Source organism: Shewanella sp. 125m-7 (assembly GCF_052977045.1).
Window position 1 is genome coordinate 1 of sequence record NZ_JBRILQ010000065.1, and the last position, 18,064, is coordinate 18,064.

At 45.9% G+C, this 18,064-nt stretch carries 14 protein-coding genes; 5 read left to right on the plus strand and 9 right to left on the minus strand.

Going from position 1 to position 18,064, the window contains the following annotated elements; translation table 11 throughout:
• Window positions 1-185: 185 nt before the first annotated feature.
• The 6 genes from ACVBIL_RS19605 to ACVBIL_RS19630 form a co-directional block, all read right to left on the minus strand.
• Window positions 186-737, minus strand: a complete 552-nt coding sequence (locus ACVBIL_RS19605; protein WP_447168618.1) for a peroxiredoxin family protein — start codon at window positions 735-737, stop codon at window positions 186-188.
• A 177-nt stretch (window positions 738-914) separates the two neighbouring features.
• The gene (locus tag ACVBIL_RS19610; RefSeq protein ID WP_447168619.1) at window positions 915-1,337 is read right to left on the minus strand and encodes a DUF3010 family protein; all 423 of its coding nucleotides are present in this window, start codon (window positions 1,335-1,337) and stop codon (window positions 915-917) included.
• Window positions 1,338-1,418: 81 nt separating this feature from the next.
• Window positions 1,419-3,143 (minus strand): hypothetical protein, encoded by a 1,725-nt coding sequence (locus tag ACVBIL_RS19615; RefSeq protein WP_447168620.1) that lies wholly within the window; start codon window positions 3,141-3,143, stop codon window positions 1,419-1,421.
• A gap of 965 nt (window positions 3,144-4,108) precedes the next feature.
• A complete protein-coding gene (locus tag ACVBIL_RS19620; RefSeq protein ID WP_447168621.1) occupies window positions 4,109-4,879 on the minus strand; it encodes a phosphoadenylyl-sulfate reductase in 771 nt (256 codons plus the stop codon).
• Window positions 4,872-6,569, minus strand: coding sequence for an assimilatory sulfite reductase (NADPH) hemoprotein subunit (gene cysI, locus ACVBIL_RS19625; protein WP_447168622.1), 1,698 nt, complete (start codon window positions 6,567-6,569; stop codon window positions 4,872-4,874). The genes ACVBIL_RS19620 and cysI overlap by 8 nt, the downstream gene beginning before the upstream one ends.
• An 85-nt stretch (window positions 6,570-6,654) precedes the next feature.
• Window positions 6,655-8,454, minus strand: coding sequence for an assimilatory sulfite reductase (NADPH) flavoprotein subunit (locus tag ACVBIL_RS19630; RefSeq protein WP_447168623.1), 1,800 nt, complete (start codon window positions 8,452-8,454; stop codon window positions 6,655-6,657).
• A 345-nt stretch (window positions 8,455-8,799) separates the two neighbouring features.
• Between ACVBIL_RS19630 and ACVBIL_RS19635 the strand changes: the two genes are divergently transcribed.
• The 4 genes from ACVBIL_RS19635 (at window position 8,800) to ACVBIL_RS19650 (ending at window position 13,266) form a co-directional block, all read left to right on the plus strand.
• Entirely contained in the window at window positions 8,800-10,014 is a 1,215-nt protein-coding gene (locus ACVBIL_RS19635) for a Re/Si-specific NAD(P)(+) transhydrogenase subunit alpha (protein ID WP_447168624.1), read from the plus strand.
• A complete protein-coding gene (locus ACVBIL_RS19640; RefSeq protein WP_447168625.1) occupies window positions 10,014-10,289 on the plus strand; it encodes an NAD(P) transhydrogenase subunit alpha in 276 nt (91 codons plus the stop codon). Before ACVBIL_RS19635 ends, ACVBIL_RS19640 begins: the two co-directional genes overlap by 1 nt.
• 6 nt (window positions 10,290-10,295) lie before the next feature.
• Entirely contained in the window at window positions 10,296-11,678 is a 1,383-nt protein-coding gene (locus ACVBIL_RS19645) for an NAD(P)(+) transhydrogenase (Re/Si-specific) subunit beta (protein ID WP_447168626.1), read from the plus strand.
• Between the two features lie 199 nt (window positions 11,679-11,877).
• Window positions 11,878-13,266 (plus strand): MipA/OmpV family protein, encoded by a 1,389-nt coding sequence (locus tag ACVBIL_RS19650; RefSeq protein ID WP_447168627.1) that lies wholly within the window; start codon window positions 11,878-11,880, stop codon window positions 13,264-13,266.
• Window positions 13,267-13,326: 60 nt separating this feature from the next.
• Here ACVBIL_RS19650 and ACVBIL_RS19655 read toward each other — a convergent pair whose 3' ends face one another.
• From ACVBIL_RS19655 to hldE, 3 genes are all read right to left on the minus strand, one after another.
• Entirely contained in the window at window positions 13,327-13,803 is a 477-nt protein-coding gene (locus ACVBIL_RS19655) for a TetR family transcriptional regulator (protein WP_447168628.1), read from the minus strand.
• A gap of 95 nt (window positions 13,804-13,898) precedes the next feature.
• On the minus strand, window positions 13,899-14,795 hold the full coding sequence (locus tag ACVBIL_RS19660) for a hypothetical protein (RefSeq protein WP_447168629.1): 897 nt from the start codon (window positions 14,793-14,795) through the stop codon (window positions 13,899-13,901).
• Between the two features lie 40 nt (window positions 14,796-14,835).
• Entirely contained in the window at window positions 14,836-16,266 is a 1,431-nt protein-coding gene (hldE, locus tag ACVBIL_RS19665; RefSeq protein WP_447168630.1) for a bifunctional D-glycero-beta-D-manno-heptose-7-phosphate kinase/D-glycero-beta-D-manno-heptose 1-phosphate adenylyltransferase HldE, read from the minus strand.
• Between the two features lie 100 nt (window positions 16,267-16,366).
• Between hldE and ACVBIL_RS19670 the strand changes: the two genes are divergently transcribed.
• The gene (locus ACVBIL_RS19670) at window positions 16,367-17,293 is read left to right on the plus strand and encodes an LpxL/LpxP family Kdo(2)-lipid IV(A) lauroyl/palmitoleoyl acyltransferase (RefSeq protein ID WP_447168631.1); all 927 of its coding nucleotides are present in this window, start codon (window positions 16,367-16,369) and stop codon (window positions 17,291-17,293) included.
• Window positions 17,294-18,064: the final 771 nt, after the last annotated feature.

Here is an 18,064-nt window from a genome sequence, read left to right on the forward strand (position 1 = left end):
GGAAATGTCATTATGATGTAGGGAACATCATTGACCATGTGATCACGACATTCGGACGTCCTGTCCAGCACCCGCTGGAGGCGATTGATAACGATTAAGCAGCAACACAGAACTCGCTTCCATGTAGCGACAAGACAAATAGAAATGAACCAGCCTTCATTTGAAGGCTGACCAATAGGAATGGTTTACTCTTGCGTTGCAGACTCTAGATTAACCTTCTCGATATTCAGTTCAGCCAAGTTCGCTGCAATATCTTCAGCTGCGGTTTTAGCATTGATGTCTTCATCAATCTTTAAAATCTTACCGTCTGCGCCTATGTAGAATGTTACACGGCTCGCAACCCGAACAAAGTTGAGTACATCGTATGCTTTAGCGGTCTCTTTGCTTGGATCGCTCAGCATTGGAAAGTCTGCCTTTTGCTCACGGGCAAAAGCTTGGTTATCTTCTAAATCATCGACGCTGGCCATCATATACACGGCATTATACTCACGAATTAAATGCCCCTTTTCGACTAACGATTTACATTCCAAGGTACAGCCGCGCGTATTTGCCATTGGGTACCAAGCCAAAACTAGGGTTTGTTTACCTTTGTAGTCACTTAATTGATAAAAATGGCCATCTGTTGCCTGTAGTTTAAAATCAGGGGCAGTATCCCCCACCTTTAAGTCGGTTGCCATTACAGCCAGTGGCATCAGCAATAATGCCATAAATCCAAATTTTGAAAGCTGTTTAATCATTGTATTCACCTTTTTGAATCAATGAATCATATTGACTCAATGAATCGTTTATTTGTGTTGTTATTATTCAATATTCAATTTAGCCGCACGCTCAAATCAAACACTTTGCTTTATCTATTTAATGCTATAGCTATTGCTATTTAATACGCAATCGGATGACTAAGGTTCAACTCCGCACTAGCTTAGGCATTCAAAGGCCAAGTCATAAGCTTTGCCTAAATCGACTGTTTTTGGCTTCGCCGATTTAAGTTCACTACAACGTTTATCGGTTGCTCTCAGTGTCGCAGGGTGAACAAATTCAACCTCGACCTCGACACAGGCTAGAATAGCGCCTTCCATTAAGAAGGTCCCAGCCCCGCCTGCACCTTGGCCTGTGGTAGCCCGGCGATTTATGACTAACTTATCAGGCTTATGCTCATTGATGTAAGTGTTAATTAACGCTACAAACGCTCGCGCTTCTGCCTGAGTTGGATTTTTCACTAAACTAAACTTATTCGTCTTAGGCGCGACAACGTGATGAACGTTGCGGCTTCCCGACAGGCTCACAACTCTGACTTCATTAGCCTTTAAAAATAACCCACAAACGACCTGTTCAGTCATCTTGACTCCAAACAATAAGTAAATAAAAACGCCAGCCGTAACAGGCTGGCGCTTTCGATAACTCATTATTGCATAAATGAGTTATTTAGTTGAGCGAGAGTTCATATGAGAATCGATCTCAAAGCCTTTTGAGTCGATATCTAGGCTAAACTTAACCCGCATATCATAATCCTTCATCGCTTCGAGCTCTTCAGGAACTGGCTCACCCGTCATCTCAATAAACGTCAGCAGCGGCTTAAACATTTTCATGTAATCTGCAGACATAACCATTAAGCCATTATTGATTAAAGGTTCTGCTGCTAAACTATTCGCGACAGCCTCGCCTTTATCACCGGCAAACAATACTAAATGATTACCTTTAATTGCCAGTTTTGGTGAAACATTCACTTCTGCCGGTATTGGAACTATGGTATTGAGTTCAATCACTTCGCCGTTAGCGGGTAGCTGAATGTTAGCCAATTCTGGTGCAAAAGGTTTAACCATATTAAATAACATGGCTGGATTTTCAGCAGACAAAGTAACTACGGCATCTAAGCTTTCTAATTGTGGGTTATCAAGATCGTCGCTGATCTTATAATCAATAAGCGACACCCCCACACCTTTAACGCCATTTGCCATCCCCGTAAACATACCTAGCATAGCTGGGCTCTGCTGACTCATTTGCGCCTGCATTTCAGCAAGGGGGACGCATTGATATTCAGGGGTTAACATGTCATCCCAAATAGCCGTTAATGACGGCACCATTTGATCGACATCCATACCGACTCCCAGCGTAAAGACGCTGTTATCAACATCTTGTACGTATGCAGGTATAAAACCTCGTAACTTTTGATAAGCATCAAGCAACACTTGGTTTTTGCTCTCAACCACAGTTCTAAAGCCAAATGAGCTCTCTTTATCCGTCACGCTTAACTCGTCATAACCAGCCACTGTACGCGGCCAGTTATTAGCTATCGCTGCGAGTTCCTGCTGACACGCTGGAGTTCTAAGCTCTACTAGAGGGTCTTCTTCAAGCATTTCAAATAGCTTAGAGAGTTGACCTGCAAGTTGATTGCCATCAGTGCTGGTTAATGCCGTCACAATCTCTTTATGATTGATATAACTAACACCTTCGTTCAAAAAGCCATTGCTCTTGATGATATCTTCAATAATATGCGCATCAACAATTGAATTATCTATTGGCGTCACGCCTAGGGCTGTTTCCAGTAACACAGCCTCACTAAAAGAGGTGGTTATTGTTGAAGTTAGCAGGCCATTGTGCACTGCAACAATCAAATTAACATGCTCTTTTTCACTTTCATCAGTAAGCTGATAACTACGGTAATCAACGCCTTTCAGATTGGCATTTGTGTAAGTAAAGCCACTTTCAGCCTCTGCTTTGTCGAGTAATGCCCAAATCGCATCGGCATTTTCAACTTCCACTTTAATCACAGGCATCAAGCCTAAAGTGTAAAAGTAGCTACGGATATTTTCTGCAAGGCCAAAGGTCTTAATAAAAGTACTACCGTCTTTCATTGACGCCATGTAGGACTTAGCAAGGCTGAGCAGGAATAGCGCTTTAGGATCTGACTCTTGTTCGAGTTCGTCTAAAGCGCCATCAGGATACTGCCTGTAGGCTTCTGAAAGAGAGTTGATATAAGACTTAATAGGAAAAGGTTGCAGCTGAGCAGAGAAAATCGGGGTATCTGCTGGCACATAGCTTAGTACAGCATTATCGCTTGCCGGCACCTGCGTTGATTGCTGGCTATACCAATATCCACCAGCGCCTGCAGCGATAACCACTGCGGCAATAAGCATCTTATTCATTCAAAACTCCATTTGATCATTCAATTAATCCAATAAAAGGCAGTACAGCAAACTACAGAAATCAATACTACAACATTGTTGAAGCTTAATACCAACTTAGGGGAGCTGCGCACTGATTTAAACCTGTAATACCCATAGATATACATAAACAAATGAGAAGCCGACACATTTAGGCTAAATACCATAGAGGTTATGGTGGGGATCAAATACAAGGTATCAGCGCATTTATACTAAGGGGGATGACAAGGGAGGTTGCGAGAGGATGAGTCTGTCTGCACGTAAAGAAGGCACGAATACACGTTCTGATACTAACGTTCTAATACTAACGTTCTAGAAATACTAACGACGAGTGCTAACTATTTAGTGCTAACTATTTAGTGCGAATTGGGGCCTAAAATTGGCTCTTAATTTGAAATCCCCAGATAACCCGGCGAAACCGGATTAGCTGGGGAACAAATTGCTTGATGAGCAAGCGCTAGCAAGTCAATCAAAGCACTCAATCTTTGCGCTGTGCAGCGACATAAAACTGAGTTTGGTTTATCTGGTTACTGACAACTCTGCCTGTAATGTTTAGCTGATAAGTATCGTAAATACTCAATCAGTGGAAGACTAAACCTTACACGCCAAATCAGGCTTGATACAGAACAGTGACCTAAAACCATCTACGGGAACTTGGAACTATAGCCTAAAAGAAACGCCTGTGCATAACCTTGTGCGTAAAAATGTACAAAATAAACAAAAATTAATACTAAAGAACTAAAAATCTTTTATAACAAAAACTTAAGAGCACCCGTTTTGTATACAATCTAGCAAGCGCCATGACTTAAGTGGTACGAATGTACCACTTAAGTTGGCGCGATTAACGATGAGATAGACGACAGAACAAGATTCATTATATGACTGAACTAGATTAATTAAACGACTGAACTAAAAGCCACTTAATCCCCTGAATGTTGACCTAAGCATCATATATCGTAATGCAAACCGCACTCACGCTTTAGACCGTTAAAACGTGTTTCCTCCTCGCTCATCCCAAGCTCTAGCGGTTTACTCGAATGGGTATCTCCCACCGAAACATAACCTTGCTCCCATAGCGGATGATAAGGCAGTTCAAACTCCGTTAAGTAGCCATGCACCTGCTTATTGCTCCAATCGATGATTGGCAATATTTTATAGCGCTGTCCGTGAATGGCTAGAATTTGCAACGACTCTCGAGTACTCGATTGAGAACGTCTTAACCCCGCAAACCAAGTGCCGACCTCTTGCTCCGCCAAGGCTCGCTGCATGGGTTCAACTTTGTTGATCTGGTTATATTTATCCAAACCGTCTAAGTCTTGCTCCCACAACTTACCAAAACGCGCTTCTTGCCAAGCCGCACTATGAGGTGATGAATACACTTTTAAGTTCAGCGTTAACCTTTCGGTCAACTCATCGATAAACTGATAGGTCTCACTAAACAGATAACCTGTGTCAGTCAGCAACACGGGAACATCGGCCTTTTCAACACTCACCATATGCAACATCACCGCAGCTTGAATACCAAAGCTTGATGATAATGCATGCTTACCTGGCAAGTATTTCAGTGCCCAACGTACTCGCTCCGCAGGGCTTAGCTCGGCTAAAAAACCATTCACTCTAGCAAGCTCTGCTTGCTGCTCGACTTTTGGCGCACTCAATAACGCGCTGAGCGCGTCCGCCGTAATCACAGAATCAACCCTATCTTCACGTTCAGCCATGGAAATCCTTAGCCGCATCGTTCACAGCTGCAACTACGCCGCTACGCACGGTATAGTTGCCAAAGGTTTCACCCGCTTCGCGCTGTGCTACATATTGCGCAAACAGGGTATCTAACACCGCAAGGATCTCCGCTTCTTGGATATTCTCACGATACAATTTATTCAAGCGGGTACCTTCAAAGCTCGCGCCTAAATAGAGGTTATAACGACCAGGCGCTTTACCGACTAAACCAATTTCAGCAGCAAAGGGTCTAGCGCAGCCGTTAGGGCAACCCGTCATGCGAATAACAATGCCTTGGTCGAGGAAACCATGCTTTTGTTGCAGCGCTTCAACCTTAGTCAGAAAATCGGGGAAATAGCGCTCGGCTTCTGCCATGGCAAGCGCACACGTTGGCAGTGCCACACAGGCAATTGAGTGACCGCGGGTTTCGGTAATAAGCTTGCCAAGTAAGCCATGCTGCCTTGCTAAGCCTTCAATCTGCTCTTTATCTGCACTCGGTACACCCGCAATAATAATATTTTGGTTTGAGGTCATACGAAAATCACCTTGGTGAATTTTCGCAATTTCTCTAAGACCTGTTTGCAATGGCTGACCCGGTAAGTCTTTAATACGCCCACCTTCAATAAACAGGGTTAAATGCCAGTTATCATCGACGCCCTGCTTCCAGCCATAGCGATCACCGCGATCGCCAATCACTACATCACGCTTTGGTTCAAACTTAATGCCGGTGCGCGCTTCAATTTCTGCTTTAAAGGTGTAAAAACCATGTTTAACAATGGTGTACTTTAAGCGTGATAATTTACGGTTTTCACGATTCCCCCAGTCACGCTGAATCGTCATTACCGCTTCGGCAAACTTTAAGGTGTCTTCGGCCTTAATATAGCCAAAGTCGTCGGCCAAACGTGGGAAGGTCGACACTTCACCATGAGTTGAGCCCATGCCGCCGCCGGCAACCATGTTAAAGCCAACGAGCTCATCGCCTTCAGCGACGGCCACAAAGCCCAAGTCATTAGTGTAAACATCCACATCATTGTCTGGCGGTACCGCAACCGCCATCTTGAATTTACGTGGCAGATAGGTTTTACCGTAAACAGGCTCCACCTCTTCGCCCTCTGTGGTCACAAGCTTCTCGTCATCAAGCCAGATCTCTGCGTACGCCTTGGTATGTGGCAACATGTTATCCGACAGCTGTTTTGCATAAGCGTAAGCTTGTTGATGCAGCTTAGACTCGACAGGGTTTGGATTGCACATCACGTTACGGTTTACATCGCCACAGGCAGCAATAGAGTCCAATGCCTCTTTGTCGAGATCTTGAATGATGGTCTTAAGATTACGCTTTGGAATACCGTGATACTGGAACGTTTGACGCGTAGTTAAACGGATACTGTTTGAGCTCGTCAGATTCGAAGCAATACTATCGACCGCCAACCACTGCTCAGGTGAACACACGCCACCAGCCACACGGGCACGCAACATAAAGCTATATAAGGGCTCTAGTTTTTGCTCTTTTCGCTCGTTACGTAAGTCACGGTCGTCCTGCTGATAAAAGCCATGGAATTTAATTAGTTGCTGATCGCCTTCACTAAAGGCTCCGGTTACTGCGGTATCTAACCCTTCTTGAATGGTACCGCGCAAATAATCACTATCTGTTTTTAAATACTCATTTACTGCTAACTTTTGCTCACTCATAGCAAGGTACTCTCTTAAAATTCTTTTCAGCTCTCGCGCTAGTTAACCCTAGCGTCGCTCATCATTGCTTTGCTCGAACCTAGACTTAATAAACGTCTTTTTGGTAGCGCTTGGCGACTCTCAATGCTTCTAAATACTCAGCCGCTTGCTCTTGTGTTTTAGCGCCATGCTTAACCACAAGATCTAGCAAGGCTTGGTGCACGTCTTTGGCCATACGCTCTGCATCACCACAGATATAGAAATGCGCGCCAGACTCTAACCACTGCCACAGCGCTTCGCCTTGCTCAGCAATCTTGTGCTGCACATAAACCTTATGCTGTTGGTCACGAGAAAAAGCTAAATCGATTCGAGATAACTCACCCGATTGTAGATACTGCTGCCACTCTGTTTGATAAAGGAAATCTTGCTCGAAATGCGGGTTACCAAAGAACAACCAAGCACTGCCTTGAGCGCCCTGCTGAGCACGTTGCTGCATAAAGGCTCTAAAAGGTGCCACACCGGTACCTGGGCCAACCATGATCACTGGCGTGTCAGGATTTTCAGGTAAACGAAAGTGATTATTAGGCTCAACGTACACCTGCACGGCTTGACCTTCTTCGGCAGCTGCGAGGAACTGAGATGCCCCGCCAAAGCGAGCCACGCCATCTCGGTCATCTTCAACCAATGCCACCGTTAAGTGCACTTCTGACTCAACTTCGGCCTGACTCGATGCAATAGAGTAAAGTCTTGGGGTAATACCGCGTAGCAGGCCAACAAATTGCTCTGCCGTCACCGACGCTGGGTATCGACGCACCAAGTCAGCCACTTGATTGCTATTAACAAACTCACGGGTTAGTGCTTTATCAGCGCTGATGGTGAGTAACGCTTGATCTTGACTCAGCTCCGCCCAGCCCGTCACCAAACCCGGATAAAGTTGCGTTAGCTCTTTCTTGTTTGTCAGTGCATCACGCAAAGTCAGCGTATCTTTACCAATAGCCACTTGCTCATCGGCATTAAGTGCTAATGCTTCAAGCAGCTCAGTCACTAACTCTTGTGAGTTAGTGAACCACACCCCTAAAGCGTCACCGGCTTGATATTCAATACCCGATTCGCCCAGCTCAATTTCAACATGGCGAATATCTCTATCTGAATCGCGGCCCGTCAGCTTTTGACTCACCAGCAGCTCTGCGGTGTAAGGCTTTTGTTTGCTAAAGCTTGAGGTTGATACTTGAGTGCCAGCGATTGAAACCACACTGGCGCTCGTGCTCTGTACTAAGGGTTTAACCGCCTCTAATACATCGGCTTGCCACTGCTGTGATTGATCCTCGTAATCCACATCACACTCAACTAATGGCGCAATGGCCGTCGCACCAAGTGCGTTAAGACGAGACTCGAAGTCTTTACCCGTTTGACAGAAAAACTCATAACTTGAATCACCCAGTGCCAGCACCGAGTAATTGAGGTTATCCAGTTTAGGGGCGCGCTTTGAGCTTAGAAATTTATGCAGTTCAATGGCGTCATCAGGCGCTTCACCTTCGCCATGGGTACTGACCACTAACAGCAATAAGCTCTCTTGCTTAAGCTGACGCGTCTTATAGTCTCCCATCGATACGAGGTTAACCGCATAGCCTTGCGCTTGTGCTTTTTCGGCAAGTTCGGTCGCAATACCACGGCCATTACCCGTCTGGCTACCGTAAAGTATGCTGATGATTTGTTCGGTACCCGCTTGCGGGCTAGCTTCTGAACTGCCCCCGACTTGTGCCACGCCTTGCTCAGACGTTGCAGCAAGATAGCCACTCACCCAAGCAAGTTGAACGGCACTCAGCTCTGCAGTGAGCTGCTTTAACTTATCCACTTGGCCAGCAGATAGCGGCGAAGCGAGTGATGAAAGCTCTTTTAACAACATGGAAACGGCCCTGTATCAGTGTAATGTAGGCAAGCTTATCTCCTCATCGAAAAAGAAAAAAAGAATAAAAGATGATTTTTAATTCCATTTAGGAATATGCAAAGTTCAAAAATTAAGCTACAAAAGTAACTAGCGGTTCAAATAAACGACTTGGCCTAGGGTTTGCCAGTGCAAACTTCTATTCAAAAGTGTGGCGCAGCGCAAACTTTTCAGTCAGACCAGTCCTGAAAATAGGATATTGAAAAATATGCGCTTGTGTCTAAATGCAGAGCCGCCACAATATGCATCCTGAAAATCAAATGACATCTGTTCCTACTAATGTCCTCAACTGAGAGGTTTACCTTTGTGAAGCTAGGTCTACCCAAAGAAAGTCACGCAGGTGAAAGTCGCGTTGCGATTATTCCTGCCAATGTGGCTCGACTGCTTAAAATTAATCTTCAAGTTCTTGTTGAAAGTGGCGCTGGTAGCAATGCTGGTTTTACTGATGAAGACTATATCCAAGCAGGCGCATCGATTGTGTCTCGCGAACAAGTTCTGAGTGACGCAGACATCATTACGGTTGTTAACGCTAAAGATGAGCAACTCGCAGAATTAAAAGCGGTGATCAAGCCTGCGCAAATCGTGATTGGTATGATGGATCCGTTAGCGCACCCAGAAAATGCTCAAGCGATTGCCGATACGGGTGCGACCGCTATTGCACTTGAACTTGTGCCACGGATCACCCGTGCACAAAGCATGGATATTTTGTCGTCAATGGCAACCATCGCAGGTTACAAAGCTGTATTGCTTGCCGCTCATAAAGCGCCGCGGTTATTCCCGATGATGATGACTGCAGCCGGCACGCTAAAACCTGCCCGCGCCTTTATCATGGGCGTTGGCGTTGCAGGCCTGCAGGCATGTGCAACCGCAAAACGCTTAGGTGCTGTGGTTGAGGCTTACGATATTCGCCCCGCTGCACGGGAACAGATTATCTCGGTAGGTGCCAAACCTGTTGAGCTCGATCTAGAAACAGAGAATACCGAAACTAAAGGCGGTTACGCTGCAGAGCAGTCTGATGACTTCCTTAAGCGCCAACAGCAAGCAATGGCCAACGTACTTGCTCAGCAAGATATCGTTATCACAACTGCTGCAATCCCCGGCCGTAAAGCACCAATTCTTATCACCAAAGAGATGGTCGATGGCATGAAGCGCGGCACCATTATTGTCGATCTTGCAGCTGAGACCGGTGGTAACTGTGAACTAACTGAGCTCGATAAAGAGGTGGTTTACAAGGGGGTGACCATTCTTGGGCCATCAAACGTCCCTGGCACTGCGGCAAACCATGCCAGCCAGATGTACGGCACCAATATTGAAAACCTACTTAAGTTACTTGTCAGCAAAGAAGGCGAGCTCAACCTCGACTTTGAAGATGAGATCGTAAAAGACACGGTTGTGGCTCACCAAGGTCAGGTTACTAGCGCGCGTTTACGTGAGCTTTTAGGCTTACCCGCGCTTGACGTTACAAGCCCAGTTGACAGTCCTGTCGAAAGTCCAGCTGAAACAGCTCCGGAGGCTAAATAATGGAAATTTTACTGCTACTAACCCTATTTGTGGTCGCGGTATTTTTAGGCGTTGAGATGATCACTAAGGTGCCACCGACCTTACATACGCCATTAATGTCGGGTTCTAATGCTATCTCAGGGATATCGTTAGTCGGCGCATTACTGTCAGCAGGTTCTGGCGGTGGGATCTGGGTTAACGTATTAGGCTTTATTGCCGTCGTACTTGCCACTATCAATGTTGTGGGCGGTTACATGGTAACCAACCGCATGCTAGCGATGTTTAAAAGGAAATAAGCCACTATGAGTACGACGATTATTTACCTCGCCTACTTGGTAGCTTCATGCTTATTCATCTTAGGTATTAAAGGTCTAACTAAACCACGCACAGCCGTTAGGGGTAACCAGCTGTCAGCGCTCGGTATGTTTATCGCGGTCGTGGTCACCCTGTTTGACCAAAGCATTTTAAGCTACGAGTGGATTATTGCAGGTGTGCTACTGGGTGGCTCCATTGGTGCTGTTATGGCAACCAAGATCCAAGTGACCTCAATGCCACAAATGGTAGCTATGCTAAATGGTTTTGGTGGTGGTGCGTCACTGTTTATCGCACTGGCTAACTTCCTTGACCCAAGCTCAGCGACTCACACTGTTGCACTGATTTCTATTGCTGCGACAGTGATTATTGGTGCAGTAACCCTATCGGGTTCGTTTGTTGCGTTCGCAAAGTTACAAGAGCTGATCTCAGGCAACCCAATTAAAGTGCCGGGTAACAAGGTGTTTAACGCACTACTGCTTATCAGTGCCATTGGCCTTGCGATTGCTATCGTGATGGATCCTAGTAACGTTAACCTGATCTACGCTTTGGTTGCTGTTTCACTAGTACTTGGCTTACTACTTGTGGTGCCAATTGGCGGCGCAGACATGCCGGTTGTTATTGCTTTGCTTAACTCTTACTCGGGTATTGCAGCGGCGACAACGGGTTTCATCACAGGCAACACGGTACTGATTGTATCGGGCTCATTGGTTGGCGCATCAGGTATTATCCTGACGCAAATCATGTGTAAAGCGATGAACCGCTCACTGTTTAACGTGCTATTTGGTGTGATGGCTGAAGGCGGCGAAACTGTCGATGCAGACGAAGTTTATGCAGGTAAAGTGACCACGTCTTCACCCGAAGAAGTGGCAATGCTACTTGAAACTGCTGAGCGCGTAGTGATTGTTCCAGGTTATGGTTTAGCCATGGCACAGGCGCAGCACGCCGTGCGTGAGTTAGCCTCAATCATGGAAGCGCGTGGTACACAGGTGCTTTATGCTATTCACCCTGTTGCGGGTCGTATGCCGGGCCACATGAACGTCTTGCTTGCTGAAGCAGAAGTGCCTTATGAGCAGTTGATTGAAATGGATGAGATCAACCCACAGTTTGAACAAACTGATGTGGCGATTGTTATTGGTGCTAATGATGTGACCAACCCTATGGCACGTGAAGATAAGGGCAGCCCAATTTACGGCATGCCTATTCTAAACGTTGATAAAGCCAAAACAGTGGTTGTTGTTAAGCGTTCACTCAGCCCGGGCTTTGCTGGTTTGCCTAACCCACTATTTGCCATGGACAATACATTGATGTTGTTTGGCGATGGTAAGAAGGCCATTGTTGAGCTAACACAGAGCTTAAAAGAAGCTGACTAAGGTTACAAGACTTTGACTTAGTGTTGAAAGACACTGACTTAGTGTTGAAAGACACTGTTAATCAAAAAGGCCGCTGACGCGGTCTTTTTATTATCCCTTATTTAAGCCCCGCTTAACTTGTCGTTGTTAAAATTATGTAATTCCTAGTTAAAAAGCAGTACTCTACCCCATAGTACCCCGCGCTAAAAAGAATAATTATATGACCCTAAAAGTATTTTCATCGCTGTCTTTAAGCCTTGCCTTACTGGCACCATTCACTGCTTTACAGGCAGCGGATAGCAATGGCTCAGTAGACAAGATGCCCCCTCCACCTGTCGAGCTCAACGAAGAGCCCAAACAAGAGCTCACCGCTCAATGGAGTGATAATTGGGGCATAGGTATAGGCGTACGCCGCGGCGATATTCCTTATGCGACCGAACAAGATGAAGTCTATGACACCTTGCCATTAATCTATTTTGAAAATGATTACTTCTACATCAACGGTATGGAAGCTGCGGGGCATATCTGGAAAAATGACAATCATCAGGTCAACCTTTATACCCGTTTTCGTTTTGTCGATATTCCTAAAGAATTGCAAAACGACACCCAAACTCAAGCCTTTGATTTTGGGTTACAGTATCGCTTTGTTAAAGATGAATGGGACGTCGATCTAGCCTTCTTATCCGACTCAAACAAACGCAGTTACGGTTACAGTCGTACGCAGTATCATTGGGAGTCTGGTGATTGGAGAATCAAGCCCTACGCAGAGTTCCAATGGAAAAGCGCAGATTTTAATGACTACTACTATGGCTTAGATCAATACGATGTTGGCGGCGGTGTGAGTTTTAATGCCGGTGTTAAGGCGCGTTACCACCTTATCAGCAACTTATACTTACTGGGTCAGTTTGGCGTTAGTCGCCTCGAAGATGATGTTTATGATCTACCCATCATTAATAACCGCTTTCAATATGAGTCATTCTTAGGCTTTGGTTTCTTCCCTGATTCCAATAGCAAAAAATACTCGGCGCAGCCTGCAGTGACAAAACGCAAAGAGGGTAGCGAATATATCCGCATCGCCCACGGCTGGGCAACGCCATCAAACCTTAACGCAATATTGAAATGGCAAACTAAGACAGATCCTTACAATAACCAAATGACCTCAGCATTTTATGGTACTCAGCTTACCGATAATTTATTTACTCTGCCTATCGATATGTACCTCACTCCGGGACTTGTTTGGCATCATAGCTCAGAAGTGCAAAATGATATTGCCGAAGCCGTCATTGCTATTAAGGCATTTTATACCTTTGAGATTGGTCCACGCTTTAGACTCGGTGTGGCAGAAGGCTTATCTTACGTCAGTAGCGTGACCCATATCGAGGGCAGTGAGCTAGAGCTCAAAGATTACAAACCCTCTAAATTACTTAACTACTTAGACTTTTCACTCGACGTCAATGTGGGAGATATTTTTAATTCCGCTAAGTTAGATAACATGTGGTTTGGTTACAGCATCCATCATAGATCGGGGATCTTCGAGTCGAGCTCAGCCTTCGGCCGGATCAGTGGCGGTAGTAACTACCAAAGTGTTTACTTGCAGTGGCACTTCTAATACAGAATTAATGCTCATTAAAAAGGCCGCAATTGCGGCCTTTTTATCGTGGAGATTATATTAACGGATAACCTCATTGGGCTGGCCAAAGAGCACTAATGCGCTCTGTCCAACCAGAGCGTTTACCAATAAACGTCCCTGCTCGCCGAGTTCATTTAGCGCCTTATCACTGGCCAAACTAATAGCGTTATAACGCTCTACATCCACTTGGTTAGAACCGCATATAGAGAAGAACAATCGTATAATCGCCCTAAAATAGGGTAAGTTTAGTGAGTTTTTCCACGATGTTTGTAATGACTGTATACAGGAAAAATCTAAACGTTCGATAAACAGGCTAGCAATACGTGAGTCTAACTGTTTTAGGAAGTCGATTTTATGCGGAAAGTGATGACTGATCCCTGTGCGGCTAATACCCGTGGCCTCTGACAAGGTTGAATATGACATGGCATCGTATCCCAGATCTAAAATCTGCTTCATCGCCTCATCGAGGATCTGTTGTATGGTCTGTTTAGTTTGGATTTTAGTACGCTTTGCCATAACACCACTTCACTGAAATCGATATGGCGTTACTGTAGCAAAAGTACTTTATCAATGCCTAAATCAATCACTTCCATTCAGCTCTCATTCAGCTCTTACTCTGCCGTCATCTGCTGTGAGTTAAGCCAGTTCTGCGCAGCGCCCTGCCCCATCACCTCAACCAAGGTCGGTTTAAGGTAATTCCCCAGCGCAGGTTTACGCCAATACATATAACCCGGCAACGGCTGCACCGTTCCTGCACCAAAAGTGCGCTGCATAAGGCTTGAAAACTCATTGAGACTGTCAGTGTCATGCAGCTGTAAGCTAGGGGAAACATCACGCCAAAACAGCTCAAAGCTTGAAAACTGTTGCAACTGCTCAACCGAGTAGCGCTCAAGCACCTGCGCTAAAATGGGGACAGTCCAGTGAGACATAAACTCACTGTCAGCCATCACCGCGAGATTACGTCTATGGTACTGCTGCCAAGCCAGTTCTAGGCTGTCAGTCTCATGCGCAATGCGCCAAACCAAATACAAATCCGCCAACCACTCGTGCTGATATGCGCTTGTAATCGTTAGCCCCTGACGACTTAGCGCGTCAATGGCATACAGATGCCCAAGCTCGTGCCAATAAGTTAATTGCGCCTGCTGTTTAAGTATCAACGTGAAATGGCCCACGCCCCAATTAATCGTTTGGCTACGCGGCAATTGCTTATAATCAGTGATCACCAATCCGGCAATCTCATCATGGCGTAAAGGCAGCACCATCGCGCCTCGCTGCCCCAGCAGATAGTGTAAATCGCTGAGTCGAGTCGGCAGTTGATGTCGAGCTGAAGGGGGAAGCTGTGCAACACACGCTTCAAGCTGATGTCGCTCGCAAACAAGGGCGTGTTTAGGACCGATATCGGTCCTAAACACGCCACTTGTCATATCTAACGCTGCCACACCTGCCGCTGTCATATGTGTAGCTAACATTGCTGTAGCGACAGCAGAAGCGGCGAGCGAGCTTATCATTTGCGGTTATCGTCGATAACTAGCGACTCATCATCAATGGCTACTGATTCGCCATGATGTTTTGAATAATCGCCGTGGTTGAGATGCCGTCTTCAAAGCACAAGACTTTGACCTGACCACCGGCGGCCATAACCTCGCTGCCACCGGCAATATCTTCCACCTTATAATCGCCACCTTTAACCAATAAGTCTGGCAGTAAGCGCGAAATAATGCGTTGTGGGGTATCTTCACTGAACGGCACCACCCAATCAACTGATGCCAATGCAGCCAGCACTGTCATGCGTCTATCTTCAGTGTTAACCGGGCGTCCTTCGCCTTTAAGGCGTTTAACCGATGCGTCAGTATTTACCGCCACAATTAAACGATCGCCCAAGGCGCGCGCTTGTTGCAGATAACTTACGTGACCTGCATGCAAGATATCAAAACAGCCATTGGTCATCACCACGCGTTCACCGCGCAGCTTTGCCTGCTCAAGCGCATAAGCCAGTTGATCTTCACTGACTGCGCCAAAACCAGACTCACCATGGTTTAGCGATAACGCTTCGATTAGCTCAAGACGCGTTACAGTTGAAGTCCCCAGCTTAGCCACTACGATACCAGCGGCCGTATTGGCAATTGCACAAGCTTGAGGCAAGTCGCTACCCGCGGCAATGGACGTTGCTAACGCAGAAATCACCGTATCACCCGCACCAGTGACATCAAAAACCTCACGGGCAACGGTAGGAATATGCAGCTCTGGTTGATCGCGAGTAATGAGCGTCATGCCTTTTTCAGAGCGAGTCACTAGCATGGCAGTAAAGTCATACGCCTCAAGCAGGCCTTGAGCTTTAGTCACTAAGTCAGCCTCAGATTCGACCTTGCCCACCACCACTTCAAACTCACTCATATTTGGCGTCAACAGGTACGCGCCGCGATACTTTGAAAAGTCACTGCCTTTAGGGTCAACCAGCACTTTAACGCCTTTAGCGTTAGCCGCTGCAATAAAGCTTTGCGGAGAAATAATGGCGCCTTTAGCGTAATCAGACAACACCGCCACATCGACGTTATCCAGTTGTGGTAGCGTTTTAGCGAGCAAGGCATCACTCTCAGCTTGGGTGTAGCTTTCTTCAAAGTCTAAACGCAGCAACTGCTGGTTACGCGACATAACGCGCAACTTAGTGATGGTCGGCTTGCCAGCCACTTTATACCAGTTAGGCTCGACGCCAAGGGTTTGAATACCTAGAGTTAGTGCATCGGCATTTTCATCAACACCCACAATACCCGCAAGACTTGCACTACCACCTAAAGTCGCAATATTGATTGCCACGTTGGCCGCGCCGCCCGGTCTATCCTCAAGCTGTTCAACTTTAACAACAGGAACAGGAGCTTCAGGTGAAATACGTGCTGTAGGGCCCGCCCAATAGCGATCTAACATCACGTCACCGACAACGAGAACCTTGGCTTTTTCAAATGCTGGCAGAGAAATCTTCATAGCGCCTATATCTTTCGCAAAATTTAATACTGATTGTACCTAATTGTAATCGCTTTTGAGTTAGAATAATGAGTAATTTTTCAATGGATTCGAGTATTACGTGGTCGAAAAAGCACAATTTTCATCTCACCTTTATCATCCTAAGTATTGGTTCATATGGTTAGGCGTGGGCTTTATGCGCTTAACGCAACTGTTACCGCTGCGAATGCAGATGAAAATGGGCACAGCACTTGGTCGCTTAGGAATGAAGCTCGTCGGCGGACGCGCTAAGACCGCAAGGCGTAATCTAGAACTGTGTTTCCCTGATATGCCCAAGAATGAAGTCGACCAGTTGCTCAGAGAGAACTTCGAAGAAACAGGCAAAGCCATCTTCGATACCGCTAACGCCTGGTGGTGGTCTGATGAAAAAATTCAGCAACACATGACTATAAAAGGCCAAGAGTATGTCGAGCAGACATTAGAAAGTGGCCAAGGCGTGATTCTGTTTGCGGTCCATTGTCTGCCGCTAGAGATGGGCGCCCGTATTTTTGGTCAGTTCCAGCCTGGCGTTGGGGTATATCGCCCGCACAACAACCCGGTGATGGAATACTTGCAGGTTAAAGGTCGTCTACGCTCCAACAAGGCTTTAGTGCCTAAACGCGATCTCCGCCAGATGGTGCGCAGCCTGCGAGAGCCTAACGTTATCTGGTATACCGCCGACCAAGATTTTGGCCGCTCAAGCGCCACTTTCATCCCCTTCTTTAATGTACCCGAAGCCGCAACGATCACCGGCGCCACCACTCTAGCCAAACTGGGCAAAGCCAAAGTATTGCCTTTCTTTGTTGAGCGTAATAGTGACGACACCGGCTACAATATTGAGATCCAGCCGCCGTTAGATAACTTTCCCGGCGAAAATGAGATTGAAGATGCCAAGCGTGGCAATAAGATTATCGAAGAGATTATCAGCCGCAATAAATCGCAGTATATGTGGTTACATAGACGGTTTAAGACACGGCCTAATAAAGGTGATGCTTCGTTATATCGATAGTTTAGGTTTGCATTAACGTATGCAAGTTGGCTTTGTTAGTTAGACTTCGTCTAACAATTGAAGTCGTGGCCTTGCCACATATCAGGCAGTGCCTGACCTTATAGTTAGACTTCGTCTAACAAACTATGTTTTAAGCAATCAAACTTCGTTTGATAAAGGTCGTGAGCTTCCAGCTCACACACGGGCAAGGAGGACTGATCGTCCTTATCCTCCTTGCATCCACCATGACGCCCCGACGAAGCTGTTGATCCTCATACTTATTCGAAATAGCCTAACGCTTCCGATGGGACATCCTGTCCCGCGAAAGCTATGCCCACATCCATGTGGGCATCACGATTATTTCTTCAACGTACTTCGGCAACTTCGATGGGGAATTGGTGTTTTCTTTAGGCCGGCAGGGATTATTTAGCTTTAAAGTTATGGCTAATAACAAAAGAAGTTTATAACTCTTTTCTGGACAGAAATGGTTTAGAGTCAAAGCTCTTAAAATGATGACTCTCATTAAGGAATGTATGGCAAGTGGATATACATTAACGCCTTATTCAGAGGCAAATAATTATTGGCTAAAATGTTTGAGGCATGAAAAACAGCCAACTGTAAATTTTCCGTTTGATTGCCTTGTTATAACGCTTTAATTGCTAGCTGATGTAATACCACTGATTGATTTAAACATACAGTCACCATTAGTAATAAAAAAAATCACAGCCACCCATGTCAAATCAACAAGATAGTGCCACTTACCGGTTTCAGCTTCCAAGCCATATTAAACTA

Excerpts from the sequence above, each read along its gene's own strand:
- ACVBIL_RS19650 (WP_447168627.1), top strand. The coding sequence starts at position 11,878 with ATGACCCTAAAAGTATTTTCATCGCTGTCTTTAAGCCTTGCCTTACTG.
- ACVBIL_RS19605 (WP_447168618.1), bottom strand. The coding sequence starts at position 737 with ATGATTAAACAGCTTTCAAAATTTGGATTTATGGCATTATTGCTGATG.
- ACVBIL_RS19640 (WP_447168625.1), top strand. The coding sequence starts at position 10,014 with ATGGAAATTTTACTGCTACTAACCCTATTTGTGGTCGCGGTATTTTTA.
- ACVBIL_RS19620 (WP_447168621.1), bottom strand. The coding sequence starts at position 4,879 with ATGGCTGAACGTGAAGATAGGGTTGATTCTGTGATTACGGCGGACGCG.
- ACVBIL_RS19655 (WP_447168628.1), bottom strand. The coding sequence starts at position 13,803 with ATGGCAAAGCGTACTAAAATCCAAACTAAACAGACCATACAACAGATC.
- ACVBIL_RS19615 (WP_447168620.1), bottom strand. The coding sequence starts at position 3,143 with ATGAATAAGATGCTTATTGCCGCAGTGGTTATCGCTGCAGGCGCTGGT.
- ACVBIL_RS19660 (WP_447168629.1), bottom strand. The coding sequence starts at position 14,795 with ATGATAAGCTCGCTCGCCGCTTCTGCTGTCGCTACAGCAATGTTAGCT.
- ACVBIL_RS19630 (WP_447168623.1), bottom strand. The coding sequence starts at position 8,454 with ATGTTGTTAAAAGAGCTTTCATCACTCGCTTCGCCGCTATCTGCTGGC.
- ACVBIL_RS19645 (WP_447168626.1), top strand. The coding sequence starts at position 10,296 with ATGAGTACGACGATTATTTACCTCGCCTACTTGGTAGCTTCATGCTTA.
- ACVBIL_RS19610 (WP_447168619.1), bottom strand. The coding sequence starts at position 1,337 with ATGACTGAACAGGTCGTTTGTGGGTTATTTTTAAAGGCTAATGAAGTC.
- cysI (WP_447168622.1), bottom strand. The coding sequence starts at position 6,569 with ATGAGTGAGCAAAAGTTAGCAGTAAATGAGTATTTAAAAACAGATAGT.
- hldE (WP_447168630.1), bottom strand. The coding sequence starts at position 16,266 with ATGAAGATTTCTCTGCCAGCATTTGAAAAAGCCAAGGTTCTCGTTGTC.